General features: G+C 31.9%; 22 protein-coding genes and 1 tRNA gene. 7 read left to right on the plus strand and 16 right to left on the minus strand.

What is annotated here, in order from left to right; all coding sequences use genetic code 11:
- Positions 1-50: 50 nt before the first annotated feature.
- The gene (locus tag Q4Q47_RS23365; protein WP_303309142.1) at positions 51-1,316 is read right to left on the minus strand and encodes a hypothetical protein; all 1,266 of its coding nucleotides are present in this window, start codon (positions 1,314-1,316) and stop codon (positions 51-53) included.
- An 813-nt stretch (positions 1,317-2,129) separates the two neighbouring features.
- Positions 2,130-2,203 (minus strand) — tRNA-Met (locus Q4Q47_RS23370).
- 132 nt (positions 2,204-2,335) lie between these two features.
- Between Q4Q47_RS23370 and Q4Q47_RS23375 the strand changes: the two genes are divergently transcribed.
- Together Q4Q47_RS23375 and Q4Q47_RS23380 are read left to right on the plus strand one after the other, a co-directional pair.
- The gene (locus tag Q4Q47_RS23375; RefSeq protein ID WP_303309143.1) at positions 2,336-2,725 is read left to right on the plus strand and encodes an START-like domain-containing protein; all 390 of its coding nucleotides are present in this window, start codon (positions 2,336-2,338) and stop codon (positions 2,723-2,725) included.
- Between the two features lie 59 nt (positions 2,726-2,784).
- On the plus strand, positions 2,785-3,636 hold the full coding sequence (locus tag Q4Q47_RS23380) for an aminotransferase class IV (protein ID WP_303309144.1): 852 nt from the start codon (positions 2,785-2,787) through the stop codon (positions 3,634-3,636).
- Between the two features lie 154 nt (positions 3,637-3,790).
- On the opposite strand, the gene Q4Q47_RS23385 is transcribed toward Q4Q47_RS23380, so the two are convergent.
- The 5 genes from Q4Q47_RS23385 to Q4Q47_RS23405 form a co-directional block, all read right to left on the minus strand.
- Positions 3,791-4,351 (minus strand): YqgE/AlgH family protein, encoded by a 561-nt coding sequence (locus Q4Q47_RS23385; protein WP_303309145.1) that lies wholly within the window; start codon positions 4,349-4,351, stop codon positions 3,791-3,793.
- A gap of 638 nt (positions 4,352-4,989) precedes the next feature.
- Positions 4,990-5,262, minus strand: coding sequence for an HU family DNA-binding protein (locus Q4Q47_RS23390; RefSeq protein ID WP_072401030.1), 273 nt, complete (start codon positions 5,260-5,262; stop codon positions 4,990-4,992).
- Between the two features lie 189 nt (positions 5,263-5,451).
- Positions 5,452-6,399 carry a methionyl-tRNA formyltransferase gene (gene fmt / locus Q4Q47_RS23395; RefSeq protein ID WP_303309146.1) on the minus strand — a complete coding sequence of 316 codons (948 nt, stop codon included), beginning with the start codon at positions 6,397-6,399 and terminating at the stop codon, positions 5,452-5,454.
- Between the two features lie 74 nt (positions 6,400-6,473).
- A complete protein-coding gene (locus tag Q4Q47_RS23400; protein ID WP_303309147.1) occupies positions 6,474-8,378 on the minus strand; it encodes a RecQ family ATP-dependent DNA helicase in 1,905 nt (634 codons plus the stop codon).
- A 1-nt stretch (position 8,379) separates the two neighbouring features.
- Positions 8,380-8,919 carry an ATP-binding protein gene (locus tag Q4Q47_RS23405; protein WP_303309148.1) on the minus strand — a complete coding sequence of 180 codons (540 nt, stop codon included), beginning with the start codon at positions 8,917-8,919 and terminating at the stop codon, positions 8,380-8,382.
- Between the two features lie 203 nt (positions 8,920-9,122).
- Here Q4Q47_RS23405 and Q4Q47_RS23410 point away from each other — a divergent pair, with 203 nt between their 5' ends.
- From Q4Q47_RS23410 to murA, 3 genes are all read left to right on the plus strand, one after another.
- On the plus strand, positions 9,123-9,416 hold the full coding sequence (locus Q4Q47_RS23410; protein ID WP_303309149.1) for a DUF493 domain-containing protein: 294 nt from the start codon (positions 9,123-9,125) through the stop codon (positions 9,414-9,416).
- A 67-nt stretch (positions 9,417-9,483) separates the two neighbouring features.
- The gene (locus tag Q4Q47_RS23415; protein ID WP_303309150.1) at positions 9,484-10,128 is read left to right on the plus strand and encodes a DUF4290 domain-containing protein; all 645 of its coding nucleotides are present in this window, start codon (positions 9,484-9,486) and stop codon (positions 10,126-10,128) included.
- A 12-nt stretch (positions 10,129-10,140) separates the two neighbouring features.
- Entirely contained in the window at positions 10,141-11,451 is a 1,311-nt protein-coding gene (gene murA / locus Q4Q47_RS23420; RefSeq protein ID WP_303309151.1) for a UDP-N-acetylglucosamine 1-carboxyvinyltransferase, read from the plus strand.
- Positions 11,452-11,521: 70 nt separating this feature from the next.
- On the opposite strand, the gene Q4Q47_RS23425 is transcribed toward murA, so the two are convergent.
- On the minus strand, positions 11,522-11,752 hold the full coding sequence (locus tag Q4Q47_RS23425) for a KTSC domain-containing protein (RefSeq protein WP_303309152.1): 231 nt from the start codon (positions 11,750-11,752) through the stop codon (positions 11,522-11,524).
- A 365-nt stretch (positions 11,753-12,117) separates the two neighbouring features.
- On the opposite strand from Q4Q47_RS23425, the gene Q4Q47_RS23430 reads away from it, so the two are divergent.
- A complete protein-coding gene (locus Q4Q47_RS23430) occupies positions 12,118-12,462 on the plus strand; it encodes a hypothetical protein (RefSeq protein ID WP_303309153.1) in 345 nt (114 codons plus the stop codon).
- A 383-nt stretch (positions 12,463-12,845) separates the two neighbouring features.
- Here Q4Q47_RS23430 and Q4Q47_RS23435 read toward each other — a convergent pair whose 3' ends face one another.
- The 3 genes from Q4Q47_RS23435 to Q4Q47_RS23445 all read right to left on the minus strand — a co-directional run bounded on the left by Q4Q47_RS23435 (position 12,846) and on the right by Q4Q47_RS23445 (position 14,319).
- A complete protein-coding gene (locus tag Q4Q47_RS23435) occupies positions 12,846-13,061 on the minus strand; it encodes a hypothetical protein (protein ID WP_303309154.1) in 216 nt (71 codons plus the stop codon).
- Between the two features lie 159 nt (positions 13,062-13,220).
- Entirely contained in the window at positions 13,221-13,445 is a 225-nt protein-coding gene (locus Q4Q47_RS23440; protein ID WP_303309155.1) for a hypothetical protein, read from the minus strand.
- Between the two features lie 208 nt (positions 13,446-13,653).
- Positions 13,654-14,319, minus strand: a complete 666-nt coding sequence (locus tag Q4Q47_RS23445; RefSeq protein WP_303309186.1) for an MIP/aquaporin family protein — start codon at positions 14,317-14,319, stop codon at positions 13,654-13,656.
- A gap of 206 nt (positions 14,320-14,525) precedes the next feature.
- Between Q4Q47_RS23445 and Q4Q47_RS23450 the strand changes: the two genes are divergently transcribed.
- Positions 14,526-15,374 carry a DUF2911 domain-containing protein gene (locus tag Q4Q47_RS23450; protein ID WP_303309156.1) on the plus strand — a complete coding sequence of 283 codons (849 nt, stop codon included), beginning with the start codon at positions 14,526-14,528 and terminating at the stop codon, positions 15,372-15,374.
- 66 nt (positions 15,375-15,440) lie between these two features.
- Here the strand turns inward: Q4Q47_RS23450 and Q4Q47_RS23455 are convergent, their stop codons facing one another.
- The 5 genes from Q4Q47_RS23455 to Q4Q47_RS23475 all read right to left on the minus strand — a co-directional run bounded on the left by Q4Q47_RS23455 (position 15,441) and on the right by Q4Q47_RS23475 (position 21,558).
- Complete coding sequence (locus Q4Q47_RS23455) at positions 15,441-15,641, minus strand: helix-turn-helix transcriptional regulator (RefSeq protein ID WP_303309157.1); 201 nt, start codon at positions 15,639-15,641, stop codon at positions 15,441-15,443.
- On the minus strand, positions 15,631-16,104 hold the full coding sequence (locus tag Q4Q47_RS23460; protein WP_303309158.1) for a hypothetical protein: 474 nt from the start codon (positions 16,102-16,104) through the stop codon (positions 15,631-15,633). The genes Q4Q47_RS23455 and Q4Q47_RS23460 overlap by 11 nt, the downstream gene beginning before the upstream one ends.
- Positions 16,105-16,239: 135 nt before the next feature.
- Positions 16,240-17,226, minus strand: a complete 987-nt coding sequence (locus Q4Q47_RS23465) for a Gfo/Idh/MocA family protein (RefSeq protein WP_303309159.1) — start codon at positions 17,224-17,226, stop codon at positions 16,240-16,242.
- Positions 17,204-18,916 carry a sodium:solute symporter gene (locus Q4Q47_RS23470; RefSeq protein ID WP_303309160.1) on the minus strand — a complete coding sequence of 571 codons (1,713 nt, stop codon included), beginning with the start codon at positions 18,914-18,916 and terminating at the stop codon, positions 17,204-17,206. Before Q4Q47_RS23470 ends, Q4Q47_RS23465 begins: the two co-directional genes overlap by 23 nt.
- Positions 18,917-19,032: 116 nt before the next feature.
- Positions 19,033-21,558: a PIG-L family deacetylase gene (locus Q4Q47_RS23475; protein ID WP_303309161.1), complete on the minus strand. Its 2,526-nt coding sequence runs from the start codon at positions 21,556-21,558 to the stop codon at positions 19,033-19,035.
- Positions 21,559-21,569 lie beyond the last annotated feature (11 nt).

Here is a 21,569-nt window from a genome sequence, read left to right on the forward strand (position 1 = left end):
ACTGTTCTGGTTTATAATTAAAATCAATAACAAGCTAATAAAACTTTTCATCATTCACAATCAAAAGGGTTACTTATACCTAAAACACTAGTAATGTATGGGGCAGGGCTGGGTATGTTAAAAGGAGAATTAACAGTATTAACACTGCCTCCCCAAGCTCCCATAAATGTCTTAATACTATCCTTAAAAAATTCACCCAATGCGTGTTCAGATACATGAGGGTTATTAGCAAAATACAAATCTGTTGATTTAATTGCAGAAGTTACGGCAAGAGCAGTAAGATTAGCGGCACGACCATTAGTCATAAAAGAAGGTGCTGTAAAATATGCTATAGGAACATTAGAATCTATAATAGGTATTACAACAGATCCACTAGTTGTTATCTGTGGAAGGGAATAAAATGTATGATTAAAATTTATTACCGCACATCCTCTTTGTAATGCTCCGGGTGGTTGAGCATACTCGAAACTTCTACAATCTGCACCCAACAAAGGGTTGGCAGTAGGATTAGCTATAAAAATCTTAATAGCAAATTTTGAAAAGTCTTTATCGACATCCGTGGGATCATCTCCAAGAAGCGTATTAATTTGACTTGCTTTTGTCCTGTTTTCAGAAAGCCATATAAGTTCTATCAAAGAGAGTGAATGCCCTAATTTTTCATTAATCTGGTTGGGATCCGCTGTTGGTTGATACACTATTGAACCATCTGGGTTTCTTAGTGGAGTGGTTACTGTAGTGCCATCTGGGACGGGTGGAGTAACACCTCCTCCTGTTGGTTCAGTTGGAGGAGTAGGTGAAGTAGGGTTTGTTGGACCACTAGGTGTTGCGCCCGTTCCATCTTCACAATGTGAAAAATTATAAACTACCGTTATTTGAGTACCAGTACACACACTACTACAAGGTGGGAAGTTTCCAACACCATGCACCCCACCTGAATGTTGACAGGCATATCTTTTTCTATGGCGTCCTCCTCTATTACAAGGTCTTATTTCCTCGCTTCTGATACCTTCACATCCACCATCTCCATCAGTTATTGGGACAGAGGTAAGATCACGCCCTGTTAAATATGGACTTATAGCGTCAATATCCAAATATTCTTCATTTATTTTATGTATGGTAGATTTTTCAATGTCCTCTTCATTGCTCGTTTTATCTTCAATATAGGAAACTAGAAAATAGCTAAATTCGTCATTAAACTCTTTAATCAACAAATTTTCAAAATCAGAGGTTTCAAGAACATTTTTATTTAACTTAAAAGTCCAAGAAGTAGCATCTTCGGTTTTAATCTTAATAATTTCATCAGTTGAAATAGACAAAACATGCTTATCATTTTTTGAGGAACCTTTGCTACTAAGGTTTTTAGTATGAAAGCTGAAATGCCTTTGAACTTTGTTTAGAGGAGTAGAAAAATTTGAATCAGAAGCCAACTGCTTAAGATTTAAGCTTTCAAATTCAAACCTTGAAATATCTTCCTGTTTTTCTAAGTCATTAGAAGCTAATATTTCCTCGTTTTAACAATTCCAAAACAAAAAGGAGACACAAATTAAAATATATAAGGCTAAAGGTCGTTTTTTGAGTTTTAGTTTTTTCATGAATTACATGTTTAAGAATTTATAATTATTTTTTTATAATTAATTCTTAGAGGGGAAAATTTGACATCTCAAATCTATAAAACTATTCTTACTTTGACTAATTTTTTTATAATTGTCTTGTGTCATATAAATCTAAAAGATTCTTTCTTAGGTTAAAATAATATGCAACGATTGACGGGAGTATCAACGATAGTTTTGTGATTTAATAAATGGTAAGCTACGGTTTCATCGATACAGAATTTTTCTAAATTCCAAAACCTCGTTTTAAAACGCTCAACTGCTTCTGTGAAATCAAATATATTACTTTGCACCCCTCTTTATTGTTCATCTATTTTACTGAATAGATTCATTAAAAAGTGAATTTGTTATCGCTCTTAACGAAATGGAAGTTCTAAAAATTATCAACTAACTTTAGGAAGAATTAGAAAGATATTAAAAAAGGATGAAGTATTTTAAAGAAATAATTTGTTTTAGGTATGTTTTAGGTAAAATAAAAAAGCTGAGACTAAAATCTCAGCTTTTCCTTTGTTTACTTAGTAGCGAGAGGGGGGCACGATCCCCCGACCTCCGGGTTATGAATCCGACGCTCTAACCAACTGAGCTACCTCGCCATAAATTAAGGCTGCAAATATAAAAACAATATTATTGTCAGCAAACAGATATAAGATAAAATATTATTAAAAATTGTTATTATACTTATCAATTAATGTATATATTGGGAACATAAAATTTTTAAGGTATTTATGGACGATAAAGTTAAATTTGATATTGAATTTCCAATACATGCATCTCCTCAATTGCTGTATCAATATATTTCGACACCTTCAGGTTTATCTGAATGGTTTTCAGACAATGTAAATTCACGTGGTGAATTATTCACTTTTATATGGGATGATAGTGAAGAACAAGCAAAATTGTTAAGTAAAAAAAGTGGAGAGCGTATTAAATTTAAGTGGTTGAATGATGAAGACGATCAAACTTCGTATTTCGAAATAAGAATTCAGGTTGATGAAATTACTAAAGATGTATCATTAATGGTCACCGATTTTGCTGAAGAAGACGAAATTGAAGAAGCTAAAATGCTTTGGGAAAATCAAATTTCTGATTTAAAGCAAGTACTTGGTTCTGCTTAATTCTATATTTTAAATTATATTTGTCCCGCTCTTATTAACTAGAAGAGTGGGATTTTTTTATGACAAATTTTAATGGAAATATTCTAGAAGAAAACACGATTCTTTCAATTGAAAATAGAGGCTATAACTATGGTGATGCCTTATTTGAAACCATAAAAACAAGCTTTGGTAAAATCTTATTTTGGGAAGATCATTATTTTAGACTTATGGCGTCTATGCGTATTATGCGCATGGAAATTCCAATGAATTTTACTATGGAATATTTAGAAGAACAGATTCTTAGCACGTTGGAATCTAATAAATTATTAAAGTCTTCTGCCAGAGTAAAATTAATGGTATATAGAAATGAAGGTGGATTATATAATCCAAATTCGAATCATGTGAGTTTTATAATTTCTGTAAAACCCATTCAAGACGATTTTTATATGCTTCAAGATGATTTTTATGAAGTTGATTTGTTTAAAGATTATTATGTTTCACCGAGCTTATTATCTACATTAAAAACTAATAATAAGGCATTAAATGTAGTTGGAAGTATTTATGCAAAAGAGAACAATTTACATAATTGTTTGGTTTTAAATACAAATAAGCATGTTATTGAAGCACTAAACGGTAACGTTTTTGTTATAAAAGACAATATTATAAAAACGGCTCCAATAAGTGACGGTTGCTTAAAAGGCATCATGCGTAAACAGATTATAGATATAATAAAAAATATACCTGATTATGAGATTGTTGAAGAATCAATATCTCCATTTGAACTTCAAAAAGCCGATGAAATTTTTATAACTAATGTTATTGTTGGAATTCAACCTGTAACAAAGTATAGAAAGAAGGTATATCTTAATGAGGTATCTAAAAATTTATTACAAAAGTTGAATGTAAAAATAAGGTTGAATAATACCAATTGAATACTAAGTAAGATGCGTATAAATAAATTGAATTATTTTTTGATTAATTGAATTTTGAAAATCTAAGCATAGCAATAGTTACGGTTCTATTTTTAAATGTAAAGTAGGTGAAAAAGTAACTGTTTATATACGATATTTTTGTATCTATTTGGTATCAATTATAGTTCGGATTTTCTGGTGCATTAGACCAAATACTATACTCACCTCCAAACTCTAACATTTTTTCTTTCCAAAAAGACTTGTAGTCTTTCTCTATAATATTATTTTTATATCCATTCTCGGTAACTACCCATGAATTGGCTTTAAGCTCTTCTTCTAATTGATTTGCTTCCCAACCGGAATATCCGAGAAAAAAGCGAATATCCTTTTCATTTATAGCACCTTTTGTAATAAGTTCAGCAACTTTACTAAAATCACCTCCCCAAAAAATGCCCAAGGAAATTTCAATGCTTTCCGGGATTAATTTCGGTATTTTATGAATAAAATATAAATTATCTTGTTCTACTGGACCACCATTGTAAACTTTATAAGTGGCTTCAACTTCCGGAACCAGCTCGTTAATAGTGTAATCTAGTGGTTTGTTAAGAATAAATCCTATAGAGCCATCTTGCGAATGGTCTGCAATTAATACAATTGAGCGATTAAAAGAAACATCACCTATTATCGCAGGTTCAGCGATTAACAAATCACCTTTCTTTGGTTTTATTGTTATCATGCTTTTGAGGTATTAGCAACTAAATCTAATATTTATTTATTAGAAAAGCAACTGTTTTATTGATAGAAATGGTTTAAACTTTTTTGATTGAAGCGAAAAATAGTGATTTCCTGCCTGTCAGCAGCTACGGTGTACCCACATCTTTTTAAGTAATTATCCCTGTTCGTTTAATTACTGTAAACTATGATTGCTATCTAAACTTTGAGGATCTACAGGTACTAAGACACGAATTTCACAAATATGCACGAATAGAATCACTTAAAGTAGAGGGTTATTATACTCAACATAAACACGAATCTGGCTTTCAGTCTGCCAAACCTGTCGATAGACAGGAATATTAGTGAGGCCGGCTGGTCGGGTATGTTTGTGCATTCGTGACGAGCTTTTTTAAACTATGGTATGTTTCCATATTTGTGGGTACATTAGCTGCAAGCAGGCAGGCATTTCCAAATGAAAGCTTTTTTGAGATACATAAGCATTGTTATGGAGTAATAAAAAACAAAATGTGGGGATGAAAGGGCATTTTGCAGCCAATTATAAAAACATGTGCTTAGCTTGATTGGGTAGTTTGAAACCACTTCCATAAAAAAATGCCTTCAAATTTTGAAGGCATCTTTTAATATAAAAGAAGTAAATAACTAGTTTACTGCACTTGATAAATCTGATCCAGCTTTAAACTTAACAACGTTTTTAGCTTTAATTTTGATAGTTTGTCCAGTTTGAGGATTTCTTCCTTCTCTTGCAGCTCTTTTAGAAACTGACCAAGATCCAAATCCAACTAAAGAAACTCTATTACCCTTTTGTAAAGCTCCTTCAATTTCAATTATTGCGCACTCTAAAGCTTTTTTTGCAGCTGCTTTAGTGATCCCTGCGTGTTCTGCCATTGCGTCGATTAAATCTGTTTTGTTCATAATATAAATTTTAATTATTAATAAAATTGGTTAAACATTATTGTTAAATCCTACTACAAATTTATACGGATTATGAAACCATGCAAGTAATAGCAAGCGAAAAACACGGTATTGTTAATAACTTGATGCTTTTGTTAATAAAGGAAGTGTATTTTATCGATAATTTGTAATATCAATGAGAATAAGGGTTTAGAGCGCTTTCGCATTTCTTTCAAAAGCGTAACCGTTTAAAAGCGATTTTATATCCATAGTTCGTTTGCCAGGAAGCTTAATTTCTTTTATTATGATGTAACCATTTGTAACAGCAACTTTTAACTCTTTCTTATTAGAAATTATGGTTCCAATATTATTTTTATGTGGCACCATTTCTTTTTCTGCTTGATAGATTTTTACATCTAACTCATGATCTCCATTTATTAAAGTACACCAAGCTGCCGGGTACGGACTTAAGCCACGTATCTTATTATATATATTGTCTATAGATGCGTTCCAATCAATTTTACAATTGTCTTTATTTAATTTATAAGCCGTTCTAATATCTTTAGTTGCTTTCTGTGGTGTAGTTTTAACATCTCCCTTTTGTATTGCGTTTACCGTTTTTAAAACTAAGGAACTTCCTATAGTCATTAATTTATCATGTAAACTGCCTACGTTTTCATCAGCTTCTATTTCAATTTCTTTTTGAAGAATCATATCTCCCGTATCAATTTTTTCATCAATGAAGAAGGTCGAAACGCCTGTTTTGGTTTCACCATTAATAATAACCCAATTAATGGGGGCTGCTCCACGGTAGTTAGGTAGTAATGAGGCATGCAAATTAAAAGTACCGTATTCTGGCATTTGCCAAACCAGCTTTGGTAGCATTCTAAAGGCCACTACAATTTGAAGGTTTGCTTTAAGTGCTTTCAGTTCTTCTAAAAAACCGTCATGCTTTAAATTGGTTGGTTGTAAAATTTTTAAGTTAGTTTCTTTCGCATATAATTTCACAGCACTTTCGTTTAGCTTACGTCCACGTCCAGCAGGTTTATCGGGAGCAGTTATAACACCAACTATATTATATTGGTTTTCTACTAATGCTTTTAAAGTGGCAACAGCAAAATCTGGTGTGCCCATAAATATGATTCTTAAATCTTTCATCTATTGAATATTCATTTTTATCTCTGTCAGGTGTCATGTGCTTCTAAAATAATTTAAAATTCAAGGAGCTCATTTCATATATGACTTAATTTATATGTATTTGTTGGGGTAATAATAATGATGTTATGCTCTAATAACAATTTTAAGACTATTTTTAAATCAGTTTCTTTACAATTTAATGTTGAAATCATTTCTCTAGATGATTTATCACCTTTTTCTAATAATTTTATAATGCGTTTTTTTGTAGTATTAATGTCTAGTGCGTTAGTATCTTTTTTAGAGCTTGTACAAACCGAGCAAATACCACATGGTTTTATGTCTTTTTCCCCAAAGTAGGTGAGGAGTTGTATGCTTTTACAAACCGAATCGTTTTCAATATAATCAAGCATGGCATTAACCTGATTCTGTTTTAATTTATTTTGTTGTTCTATAGTTGATGCAATTTTGTTAATTGTTTTTTCATCTTCACGAGGTTCTATAAAAGTGACCTGAGCATCTGTTTTTGCTAAATTAAGGGTAATGATTTCATCACTTTCTAATTGTTGAAGTGTATGGATTAATTTACTTTCGGTTACCGATGCTTTTTTAGAAATTTTCATCAAATCAATTTTGGTAACATGGTCGAAAATGCCACCATACATTCTTAATATTGATTTTACGATAATATTAAAGTCTTGATGAGTTTCTAAATAATTAAAAAGAGCCGCGCTCGATATAATAAATTGAACAGTTATTTTGTTTTTAAACTGTTTCGATAAGGTGATAATACTATTTCTATCTAATAACAATAAGGCATTATAGCACAAAACAGAACTAAAATTATAGGTTTTACAAAAGGTATTAAACTCAAAATCAAAAGTTATGTATTCGCCCTCACCATACGCTATTTGAAAATAGTTACATAATTTTCTATAAACTTGCTTAACAAAATCTACTGTTGGTAAAACGCTTAAAAACTGATTTTTTACTAAAATGGAGTCGCTATTGTTTTTTAGAATCACAGCAAAAGCTTTTTCACCATTGCGCCCTACACGACCAGCCTCTTGAAAATAGCTTTCAATACTCTCTGGCAAATTAAAATGAATTACAGTTTTAACATCTGGTTTGTCAATACCCATACCAAAAGCATTAGTAGCGACCATAACCTGTTTTTGGTTTTGTGACCATGCTGTCATGTTGGTATCTTTTTCAATATTTGAAAGGCCACCATGATAATAAGTTGAAGAGATGTTTTTAGATGCTAAAAATGTGCTAATTTCTAAGGTTAATTTTCTATTTCTAACATAAATAATTGATGATGATGTGTATTTTTTTAAAATGGTTTCAAGGCGGTAATATTTATCATTTTCATGATATACCATATACGCTAAATTTGGTCTGGCAAACGATCGTTTAAATATTTTAGGTTGAATAAAATCAAGTTCTTTTATAATATCTTTAACGACTTCTGGTTTTGCTGAAGCGGTTAAAGCAACCACATTTGCACTAGGTTGTATTTGACGTAATAGTGATATATTTTTGTAAGCAGGCCTAAAATCACTTCCCCATTGCGAAATACAATGAGCTTCATCAACTGCTATCAGATTCACATTCATTTGTTTGATGCGACCCTGTACCAACTCTTGTTGTAAACGTTCTGGCGATACATATAAAAACTTATAATTTCCGTAAATACAGTTATCTAAAAGAGTGTCTAATTGGCTGTAACTTATCCCGCTTGTAATTGCCATAGCTTTGATACCTTTATTATTTAAAGCTAATACTTGGTCTTTCATAAGGGAAATTAAAGGTGAAATAACGATACAAATACCATCCTTAGCTAAGGATGGTATTTGAAAGCATAATGATTTTCCACCACCAGTTGGTAATAACACAAAAGTATCTTCACCATCAATGACCGCATTAATAATAGCTTCTTGGTTATGCCGGAACTCTGTAAACTTCCAGTAACGTTCTAATATGTTTATGGGGTGTTCCATATTACATATTCAAGGTATTTAAAATAAAATCAGTTCTATTTTCAACGGTGTCAAAAGGGACATCAATAAGGTTATAATTAAAATATTGATAGGTTTTAAGTAAGTGTTTATGAATATCCAAAGCCTGTTCATAATTTTCGTAGCGTTCATTATCACTCTTATATATAGACTCCCAAGGTTTTAAAATAAAAACCCTATCGTAGACCAAATTGTTACAAGTATTTACAAAGTCCTGCGGATAGATGTCTCCAATGTAATCCATGTAAGCTAACACATCTGGAAGCCCTCTATCAAAAAAAGTAATTTCAGATGAAAACGTGCTGGCATTTAAAAATTGTTGCTGTCTACCCTTTAAAAGCAATTCACTAAATAATAGCGGGTTGGTTAAAAACAGCTGATCAATGCCTTCTTTTTTTGCATTTAAAGTAACCTGACGTGAAATTTCTTCAAGGCAGGTGTAGCCTCTATTAACCAACTCATTTATTAAAGTAGATTTTCCTGTTCCAGGACCACCTGTGATTACAATTTTTTTTGTGCTCAAATCGGGATTATTTTACCGTAAAAATCGTAATTAAACTGCGATTAAAAAAATGCAAGGAAAAACAGCTATAACTAACGTTTTTAATTCACGGTATCATATTTGTACAAATGCTAATTCGTTGTGAGCAGCAAAATCTAAGTATACTATTAAAAATAAGGATATAAACAGATGAAACTGTATATTTGCATGATATAAAAATGACTATGAATACACCTTCAAATCCTGAAGAATTTTACGAAAAACTAAAGGGGCAATTATATGAAACAGCAAGTTGGCCAGCAGAATACTTATATAAGTTCATTATAAAATCTGATGCTAAAAAGATAGCTAAGCTAGAGGCCATTTTTAATAATCTTGGAGCTGTTATAAATAAAATTGAATCTAAAAATGGCAAATATACAAGTGTTTCTGTCAATTTACTGATGAAGAACCCGGATACTGTTGTTGAAAAGTATAAAGAAGTTGCAGAAAAAGTTGAAGGGGTGATAAGTCTTTAGTTTTTTTTTGTATTTTGCGCATGCATACCAACTTACATGCATAATAATTAACTCTACACATTTAATTTTGACTATAGATAATTTAGAATACAATACAGAGCGTGAGCATTTAATCATTCCGGAATATGGCCGCCATATGCAGAAGATGATTAATTATGCTAAAAGTATAGAAGTAAAAGAGGAACGTAATAAAGTAGCTAAAGCCATTATTTCAGTAATGGGAAATATGCAACCGCATTTAAGAGATGTTCCAGATTTTCAGCATAAACTTTGGGATCAACTTTTTATTATGGCCAATTTCGAATTGGATGTTGACTCTCCTTACGAAAAGCCTACTAAAGAACTTTTTGAAGAACGCCCGGAGCCTTTAAAATACCCACAGAACTTTCCTAAATATCGTTTTTATGGAAATAATATTAAAACAATGATAGATGTGGCAAATACTTGGGAAGAAGGCGAACTTAAAGAAGCTTTAACATTCACAATTGCTAATCATATGAAAAAGTGTTTTTTAAATTGGAATAAAGACACAGTTGAAGATGCCGTGATTTTCAATCATTTGTATGAGCTTTCTGGAGGGAAAATTAATTTAAAAGATTCCAAAGAAGATTTATCAGATGCTACCAGTCTGTTGCGCTCAAAAAATAAATTTTCAAGTAATAAGAAAAGCCATCATAAAAAGAGTTCTAATAGACAAAGAAAACGCTACTAGTTATAAATAAGTATGGGAACATTTAAAATTGAAGGTGGTCACCAACTAAAAGGAAGCATACAACCTCAAGGAGCCAAAAATGAAGCGTTACAAATTTTATGTGCAGTTTTACTAACACCGAACTTAGTAACAATAAATAATATTCCAGATATTGTTGATGTTAATAAGTTAATTAGTTTATTAGGAAAACTAGGCGTTAAAATTGAAAAATTAGCGCATGGTTCATATACTTTTCAAGCGGATAATCTTGATTTAGATTATTTAGAATCTGATGAATTTAAAGTTGACGGACGTGGTTTACGTGGATCTATCATGATTGTTGGTCCTTTGTTAGCACGTTTTGGAAAAGGATATATTCCAAAACCTGGCGGAGATAAAATTGGTCGAAGACGATTAGATACGCACTTTGAAGGGCTTATTAATCTTGGTGCTAAATTTCGATATAGTAAAGAAGAGCAGTTTTATGGTGTGGAAGCCGATAGATTAAAAGGAGCTTACATGCTTCTTGAAGAAGCTTCCGTTACAGGAACAGCAAATATTGTTATGGCTGCGGTTTTAGCTGAAGGAAAAACAACAATATACAATGCTGCTTGCGAGCCTTATTTACAGCAATTATGTAAAATGCTTAATAGAATGGGGGCCAAAATAAGTGGTGTTGGTTCTAATATGTTAATTATAGATGGTGTTGAAACTTTAGCAGGAACAGACCATACTATGTTGCCGGATATGATTGAAATAGGTAGTTGGATAGGACTTGCTGCTATGACAAAAAGTGAACTGACTATTACCAATGTATCTTGGGACGATTTAGGATTGATACCGAATGTTTTTAGAAAATTGGGAATTACTGTTGAACGTCAAGGTGATAATATTCATATTCCTGCACATACAGATGGTTATGAAATACAAAGCTTTATAGATGGATCTATTTTAACGATTTCCGATGCACCGTGGCCAGGGTTTACACCAGATTTGTTAAGTATTATTTTAGTTGTAGCCACACAAGCCAATGGGAGTGTTTTAATACACCAAAAGATGTTTGAAAGCCGTTTGTTCTTTGTGGATAAATTAATTGATATGGGAGCAAAAATTATATTATGCGACCCACATCGAGCCACTGTTATTGGGCATGATTTTAAGTCGACATTAAAAGCAACGACTATGACATCACCAGATATTCGGGCAGGAGTATCATTACTTATTGCAGCACTTTCAGCAAAGGGTACGTCAACAATTCAAAATATTGAACAAATTGATCGTGGTTATGAGCGTATAGATGAACGTTTGCGTGCTATTGGAGCCAGAATTGAAAGAGTAGATTAGTTTTTAAAGCTACAATTTTCAAATTAACTTAAGCTTTAAATCTTTTTATTACTTTAAAGGATAGCAAATATTAACCAATAGTTTGAGTAAATCGTAATTCGTCGTATTTATCTTTTATGTGTTTTAAGAAGTATCGTCCTTTGGAGTTTGTGTTTTCAAACTCGTGCCATACAGCTATGGGAAAATTATGATATTGTCTAATTTGTTTGTTTTTTTTAAGTTCTATTTCTAGAGTTTTACTTTCAAAATCATAGCCTATACTAGTCAGGATTGAAGATTCAATTTGTTTTCGTTCTATCATATATTAAAGACTTGGTTGGTTTAATTAAAAGTAAGACTTTTTTAAAAAAAAGAACAATACGTATTCATACGTAATTTTGATGAACAATTACTAGCAATGAGAGCAGATTTAGATGTTTTGTTATCAATATCTTTTCTTAAAATCGGTTAATCCTTATTCAGCTTACGACAATAAAAATGAAAAAACTCAATGTCTAATAGATTATCTAAATCAAGTTTTAGGTTTTATTTTTCGTTATGAGTTAACTTTTTTCGATAAAGAGCAAACTTATGTTAAAAATTAGTTGCTTTTATACTTTTTGTACCATGATGAATTTAAGATACCTACAAAATATATATATTTAATTAAATAATTAATTTTAAAAAATGTATAAAAAAATTGTAGTAGTATTAGTCATTGCATTAAGTTTTAGTTTTGCTTCTTTTTCTCCAGTAGAATATAATACCAGTAAAGGAATTGAGACATTCCATGTAGAGAATAGTGATTTTGGGATTACTTTGAGGTATTATAATAAAGATTCAAATGACCATGAGTTTAAAGTAAAAACTTGTGGTTCGACTACAAAAATTAAATTTGAAAAAAGCAGAACATCCTCAGTAACAATTCAAACCGGATGCAGTGATGCTATTATTTATGATAATTGTAAAGAGATTAAAGTAAAAAAGGGTGATAAAATTACCATAAAGAATGGTTGTATTACAATAGATTAAATGTTCTTAAAATTAAGATCAACTTAAAAAGCTTCAAATTTCTTTTTTGAAGCTTTTTTGTTTTATAATCAAAGTCTTAACTTTTGTTTAAGTCTTATTTTTAAAATCTGTGATATTTGTGCCCAACTTTTATTATTCAATAAGTTGTGTACATGCGGTAGATTCAAAAAGGAGTGTTACTGATAAGAACATTTGACCAGTAAGTATATATTATATCCCCAGAAAAATATGAAATCTCATATAATCTGGGGTAACAACTATTTTTATGATAAATAAAAAAAACCTAAGTTTAATGTAAAGTTATTGAAAAACGTTACTTTTTAGGAAGTTGATGTATTTTCATTGCCGTTAGAATTAATTTATTTGCAATGAATAGTAGACGTTTAAGGTCTGCCTTTTAACCTTTTCTCTATTTTTTGCTTAATTACAGTTAAGCGTTTCATTAAATCCATAATTTCTGGATCCTTCTCTTCTTTGTAAATTTTATTTAAGCTTAATATTAAATTTTTAACTTCTCTTGATGCTTCTATTCGTTCGCTGGTTGTTTTAAAAGACTGTTTGCGTTGCTCGAATTCTAAAGCGTTACTAATAATATCCATGAATTTTAATCTAATTTATATCTGTCTGACAATTCTTCTTTTTTTTCAGAATTTGACAATATAGTAAAATATATGGCATATTTGATTTTTACATAGAATAATTATGCAAAATTTAATATTTTAAGGTTCAGATATCGATATTTTGTGATCCGATAAAATTTAAGCCGTTAAAGGAGCTCCCTTTAAACGCTTTTCAACTTTTCTTTTTATAACAGTTATGCGTTTCATAATATCCATTATCTTTTCATCTTTTTTTTCCTTATATATTTGATTTAAATCTAAAATTAACGCTTTTGCTTCTCTCGAAATCTTTACTCTGTCACTAGTTGATAATGACCTCATTTTTCTTTGCTCAAATTCTAGTGCTCTATCTATTAAATCCATTTATTAATTATTTAAATCGCCTTGTAATTCTCTTATTCTTTTAAGGTATGAAATTGCCCGCCATAGTATGGGAACAATTCAAAATTATAGACGATTGATTATCACAAAGATAAAAAATGTTTAATCTGTTATTGAATAAGTTAAACAGAAATATTGATGGTGTTATAAGGATTCTTTATGATTTCGATCTTTGTTATCTAAAATATTTTCAACAGCAATTATCTTCTTTTACAAGTTTACAACTAGAAACAGCCGTTATAGCTCCTAGGATTGGTGCTGTAATATATAACCATAAATATTGAAAATTACCAGTAAAAAGGGCAGGAGCTATAGATCGAACAGGGTTCATAGATGCTTTAGTCATAGGACCAGCAAACATGGCTTCCAAGAGGATAACACCCCCAACGGCAATAGCTGCCATTGTACCAATTTCTTTACTACCTGTAGAGACATTTATAATGACAACCATAAGGAAAAAGGTTAGAAAAAATTCTAGAATAGCAGCTTTAAATGGCGCGAAACCTTCTGCAGGAACAGTTTCTCCCAAAAACTGACTTTCAGGAAATAAAAACCATAAAACAAAACAGGCAAATACGGCACCTATGGCCTGTGCTAGTATATATTTAGGGACTTCTTTCCAGGAAAACTTTTTTATATAAGCAAAACCAATGGTTACAGCTGGATTAAAATGTGCTCCGGAAACTTCACCAAAAGCATAAATCATGGCCATAACAATAAGCCCCCAGGTAGTAGCTACTCCTACATGAGATATACTACCATTTGTAATTTCGTTTATTGTCATAGCTCCACAACCACAAAATACCATGGCAAATGTTCCTATTATTTCTGCATAATACTTTTTCATTAGCTTTATTTTTTGTGTTCAGGGATAGCAACGTTATTCTTTTTACTTTCGCAAAGGATATAACGGAAAGCCCAACCCTTGCATAACGAACGCAATTGTTATTTAATTATGCGCAAATATACAACCTCTTAATTTAAGCTTTTGTTAACAAAAAAAGAATTTTGGATACGTAATTTAGAGCTATTATTTAAACTCACAATAAAACAATAATCAAAATGAAAAAACTATTATTAATTGCCTTGGTATTTACATTTTCTTTGAATGTAACTGCGCAAGTAAAAACACCCCAGCCTAGTCCGTTTTCTAAACAGGAACAAAAGGTTGGTTTAACAGATGTAACCATAGAGTATTCCAGACCAAATATGAGAGGGCGTACTATTTTTGGTGATTTAGTGCCTTATGGTAAATTATGGCGACTAGGAGCTAATAAAAATACAACGATTACTTTTAGTAGTGATGTGACTATTGATGGGCAAAATCTTAAAGCCGGTGCTTATGCTATTTTTGCAAAACCAAATGCCGAATCGTGGGATGTTATATTTTATGCTGATGCAAATAACTGGGGAACACCTCGCGAATGGGATGATACTAAAGTTGCAGCTAAAACAAATGCAAAAGTTTATAAGCTACCTATGAAGATTGAAACATTTACTATGTCATTTGATGATTTAAGTAATAGTGGAGCTTCTTTGGGTATGATGTGGGAAGATGTATATGTTGGTGTTAAATTTGAAGTGCCAACAGATGAAGCAGTTGTAGCTAGTATAAAAAGCGTCATGAATGGACCAAGTGCCGGAGATTATTTCTCTTCAGCTGTTTATTATTTACAAGAAGGTAAAGATATAAATGAGGCGAAGACATGGATTGATAAAGCTGTTGAAATGACTAAAGACAACCCACGTTTTTGGTTTTTAAGACAACAGTCTTTAATACATGCAAAAGCAGGAGATAAGAAAGGGGCTATTGCGGCTGCTAAAGAATCTTTAGCTGGCGCCGAAAAAGCTGGGAATGCAGATTATGTAAAAATGAATAAAGATTCCCTTAAAGAATGGGGAGCGATGTAAGCTCAGATTTCTAGATTATTAGAATATTAAAAAAGCACAACTCTTTCGGGTTGTGCTTTTTTATGTTTAATCTTCATCTTCTAAAAAGAAAATAGCTTCTACTGGTTTTTTAAAGAGTTTTGCTATTTTAAGTGAAAGTACTGTAGATGGTACATACTTGTTTTTTTCCATGGCGTTAATGGTTTGCCTGCTTACACCAATTTTTTCGGCTAAATCTGCTTGTGTTAAATCATGAATAGCACGTTGTACTTTTATATTATTCTTCATGGCTTCTAGATTTAAGTTTTAAGAAGTTAAAACGGATAATAAAAAATAGGAGTGGTGTAAACATATTAAATACCAGAATATGAAAAAATGTAAAACTATAAACAAACATAATTGTAAAAATTAAGATGGCATAATTAAAAATAATTGCCCAAACTAATGAGTCTTTTCTTAATTTATAAATAAACTCATCCTCAATTTTTTCTTTTGTAAAACCAACGATTAGCCCTCCGAAGATAATTGCTAATGCAGCTAGTTCATTTGCAATGCTATTTTTAATAATTTTGAAAAACTCTTGCGTATTGTCGAAAAATTGGTCGTCACCATAGATAGACAATACATTTATAGTTAACATATCCGGTTCGTAGTCGGTTAGATAAACATAAACCCCGAAGATTAAGCCTAATACTAGAAGGATCCACCCAATGATTTTGTACTTGTTTGGTAATAAATAATTTGTTTGCATAACTGTTCGTTTTTAAATGCTGTAATGAATTCAGCATAGGTTGATTTAAATGATTGATAAATCAAAAGTAAAACAAACTTTACATGTAGACAAGCAAAATTTACTTAAAGTATTGATTTCTTGACTTTTTAACTGTTAATATTCTAATTTAATGCTACGTCTCACATCGTCAAGAAGCTTTATAAGTTGCTTACTAAACTCGAAAGTCATCATGTTACTTTCAGTTTTTCCTTCTCGAAGGAGGTTATTAAAATGAAGAATTTCGTAATTATAACCGATTTTTTTGTAATTGAAATCTATGGTTTCTTCTTTGTTATTAGAAATTATAGTAACCGTAGTAGGCCCAAAAAAGCCATTGTTAATTTTAATAATTCCTTTTTCACAGTGGAAAACCGCTTCTGTAGGTGTTTTTTCTAAAAATGTACTTTTTAAATGAGCAGTTACGTTATTATTGTAATCGAAAACCACACTACATGACGAGTCTGCGCCATTATCAAAAAAGGTAGCATTTGCTTGTATATCCTTTGGGATACCTAAGGTAGATAATGCTGCAAAAATGGGATAGATCCCAATATCTAGTAAACTTCCACCTCCTATAGACTTGTCAAAAACCCTGGAAGCATCATCAAATTCACGATAAAACCCAAAATCTGCTTCAAGTTTTAAAACATTCCCATAGATTTTTTTACTTAGTATTTGCAAAACATATTGATAATGTGGAAGAAAATAAGTCCAAAGCGCTTCCATAAGGAGTACGTTCTTTTCTTTAGCTTTAAAAATCATGGTGTTGACCTCTTCTGCATTCATTGCAAAAGGCTTTTCGCATAATACTGCAATACCATGCTCTAAACACAATAATGTGTTTTCTTTATGAAATGCATGCGGCGTGGCTATATATACGGCATCAATATTCGAATCGCTTACTAATGTTTCATAACTGTCATAAGCTTTAATGGCATGATACTTTGAAGCGAAGGCATTTGCTTTTTCTTTTGATCTTGAAGCTACTGCATATAATTGAGCTCCTTTAATCGTTAATAAATCTTGTACAAATTTGTTGGCAATATTTCCTAAGCCAATAATGCCCCAGTTTATGATTTTATCCTGTAGTTGCTTTGTCATTTCGATTCAATATTTGCAGTGTACATGCAATAGTAATAACTATAGCACAGCCAACAAAATTTAACCATAAAAAAGGCAAATTAATGATATCGTATAAATCTAGAATGTATAACGCAATGACTAAAACCTGCGTAATTAATGCTCCAACAAAAACAGCGTTTCCTTTTACAAATTTAAAAAAGAAAGCTAGCAAGAATATTCCCAATACATTACCGTAAAAAATAGACCCAATAATATTAACTAATTGGATTAAATTTTCTGCAAGATTAGCAACACAAGCCACACAGATGGCTATAACGCCCCAAGCAAAGGTAAACCATCTTGACACTCTAACCATTTCTTCTTCGGTTTTCTCACTTGTATTTCGCTTATATAAATCAATAGTTGTTGTAGACCCTAAAGCATTCAATTCGCTAGATGTACTAGACATGGCAGCACTTAAAATAACTGCTAATAATAACCCGATAAGCCCTCGTGGCAAATTGTTTAATATAAAATGAATGAAAACATAATCCTTATCATTGCTTTCAATTTTTATATTTTGTTCTTCTGCAGCTTTATTAATAAGTATTTTAGCTTCGTTTCTAATGTCGTCACTTGTTTCATTGGCTATAGCAATATATTTTGAAGCATTTGGATTATCTGAATCAGTAAATGATTTTATAAGTGTTTGCTTATCATTAAAAACCTGTTTCTGTTCATTTTGAAGCGATTTGAATTCATCTGCATATCGAGAGTTTAAAACAACTTCAGTGGCAGTTGGATTAAAATTAATTGGAGCTTCATTAAATTGATAAAAAACAAATACCATGACACCTACTAACAAAATAAAGAATTGCATGGGTACCTTTAAAAGGCCATTAAAAATTAATCCTAATTGCATTTCTTTAACAGATTTCCCAGATAAATACCGTTGCACCTGACTTTGGTCTGTACCAAAATATGAAAGCATTAAAAATGTACCGCCAATAATACCACTCCAGAACGTATAACGGTTGTTTAAATTGAAAGAGAAGTCCAGAACTTCCATTTTACCGCTAGCGCCGGCAATGTCTAATGCTTTACTAAATGTAATATCCGCTGGAAGTTTACTAACTATTAAAAAGAATGCGACTAACATGCCTATAAAAATGACCACCATTTGATGTTTTTGGGTGACATTAACTGCACGGGTGCCACCAGAAACGGTATAGATAATAACTAAAAGGCCAATAATGATATTAAGCGTTAATAAATCCCAACCTAAAACAACCGATAAGATTATTGCGGGAGCAAAAATGGTAATACCTGCTGCTAATCCTCTCTGAATTAAAAATAAGATCGCTGCTAATGTTCTGGTTTTTAAATCAAATCTGTTTTCTAAAAATTCATAAGCCGTGTATACTTTTAGACGATGATATAGAGGGATAAATACCATACATATAACAACCATAGCAATGGGAATACCGAAATAGAATTGCACAAACCCCATACCGTCATTAAACGCTTGGCCAGGGGTTGAAAGGAATGTTATAGCACTTGCTTGTGTTGCCATGACTGATAAACCAATGGTCCACCATTTTGATGAGTTTCCACCTTTTAAATAATCCTGAACATTTTTACTGCCTTTTGTTTGCCAAGTACCATAAGCAACAATAACCGTTAGTGTTACTCCAAGTACAACCCAGTCAATCCAATTTAAAGTTTGCATAATTTAAAACGATTGTGTTATTAAGTAAAAAATTATGAAGTACACGGCATTTGCAATTAACACAATAGAATAAAGCTTGAGCCAGGGCTGTTTAGGTTGTTTTTTGTCTGTCATAATTAATCGTTTAGTCTTGCTTCTTGCTTTAAATCTTCTTTACCTATAGAAAGCATGTTAGCGAATAAGCGGTAAGCTCCAGAAACTCCTGCAGGAAACTCTCTAAAAAAGCTTAATCCTGTATAAATGTAATGGCCTTTTCCATGTTTAGCAACCAACAAACTACCATCTTTTGGGGTTTCATTTTTATCATTCATAGACAAAATAGGAGTGAATTCGTCAGACCATTCATTAGGAAAATACAAACCACGTTCTTGTGTCCAACCTTCAAAATCTTTTTGAGTTATTTTATTAGGATAGTTTAAAACAGGGTGTTTAGGATTTAAAAAACGAACATCTGCATATTCGTCAGTAACTCTATCACGGGATAATTTTATGTCATAAGGTGCTAAATCATTAACTTTTACACGATGACTCGTATTATATTGTACAATCATATTGCCGCCTTCAGCAACAAAATCAAAAAGAAGTTGTTGTTTGAATTTTAAATCTTCAACAGTATTATAAGCACGTATTCCAACGACTACAGCATCAAATCTGCTTAATATTTCAGCATCAATTTCTTCAGGTTTTATAATGCGGACTTGATACCCGATTTGTTGTAAGCTTTCAGGAACAACGTCTCCAGCACCTTGAATGTAGGCTATATTTTCACCTTTCTTTTGAATGTCGAGACGGACAATTTTACTTTCGCTAGGTAATAAAACCGTTTGAAACGGAATGTGCTCGTAGCCTATCTCAATAAGTTCTTTAGTGTAATTTTTGTTATTAATATGAACAATAGGGCTCATGTAGCCTTCGTTTTGGTTTTTAGGAGGAACTACTGTAAAAACAAGTGTTTGTTCTTCTCCTTTATTTTTAATAAATACTTTTTGTTTTTTAGGATATACGTTCCAATTATTTGGATGAGATATTTCTACATCGCCTTCTAATTCATTTCTCCCTGCCTTGACCACAACAGTGATATCCCGTTGTTTGTCGTTTTCAAAAATGATAACTTTTTCGGTAATTCTTGCTGAGGCTTCCGGTATGATTTCAAACGGGCGGTATAACTCACCTTTGTCTGGTTTTGAATAACGCTGTATAATACTTTTTGTAAATGTTATAGGTGTATTTTCAATAAGTAGATTAAAATCTATATTGTAAGTTCTTGGAGTTTCTGGCAAACCTATCAAGCTTTTATCTTCTACTTTATACATGCCTAAAGTGCCTTTGTTGCTTAGCCAATATGGGGTGGTCGGTTGTGCATCACTTTTAATGTTAATGACTTCTTTAAAGTTGTATTTAGTATTGCTTTTTAACGCGATATTTTTTGAAATATTTAAATTGTTAGCGTTATTAAAACTTACTAAGGTGATAGCGGCATGACTTCTATTTAAGGCTTCAATGTTTAAGTTTATAGTTTCATTTTGGGTAGCCCAATTGGTTTCTGCCGAGGCTTCTAAATACAAACCAGCGCACATTTCAATAATAGTTTTTAGTTCTTTTGTTTTTTGGATTTTCCAATGTTCATCTTCAATATTTTGAAGTCGTTTATAAGCTTCTATTAGCTGTGGAATATGGTCTGAAGGGTTTACAAAATTAAATTCATTTTCAACTTTGAGTAAAATATCTCCAATGGCTTTTCCTCCTTTAATGCGATTCCATGAGGTATCAATACCAGCAAAAATATTTTCGTTGTCTGTTAATGGAGTACCTTTTAAAAATTCAATGTATTCTTGTTGTGAGCCTCGTTGTGCTAAACGCCCAAACCCTTGACATAAATGTTGACTACTTGCAATAGATGCTAATTCATTATTAGACAATCCTTTAAGCGGATAGTATGTCCCTATGTCAAAGCTAATCATGTTACTTTTATCGGCTTTCTCAAATTTTTCCCTGCTACCATAAAACCACCAACTGGTATTAAAAAATAAGCGTTGTGGCTTCCAGAGGCCAGCATCTTTTAGTTGATCAGGATATGCAGAATTATCGTTGGCAAGATCAAAAGCTTCCATGCTCAACATGGCAGAACTTGTATGATGACCATGCGTGGTACCAGGTGTTCTGTGGTTAAACCTGTTGATTATAATATCTGGTTTGAATTTTCTAATGGCTAAAACGACATCACTTAAAACCTGATCTTTGTTCCAGATTTCTAAAGTTTCGTCCGGATGTTTTGAATAACCAAAATCGTTGGCTCTGGTAAATAATTGTTCACCACCATCAACACGTCTTGCTGCTAATAATTCCTGAGTTCTTATGACACCTAGTAATTCTCTAATTTCTGGGCCAATAAGATTTTGTCCGCCATCGCCTCGAGTTAAAGATAAATATGCTGTTCTTGCTTTAACATGATTAGACATATAAGCAATAAGACGCGTATTTTCATCATCGGGGTGTGCCGCGACATACAGGACAGAACCTAGAAAATTAAGTTTTTGAATAGATTCGTATATTTCTGAAGATGCTGGTGTTTTGGGTTTTTGTGCGTATGAAAAAGAAAATAAAAAAAGTAATATTAATGAATTGAGTGTATTTCTTTGCATGATTGTTTAGT

The sequence above is a fragment of the Flavivirga spongiicola genome (genome assembly GCF_030540825.1).
GTDB classification, from domain to species: Bacteria; Bacteroidota; Bacteroidia; order Flavobacteriales; family Flavobacteriaceae; genus Flavivirga; species Flavivirga spongiicola.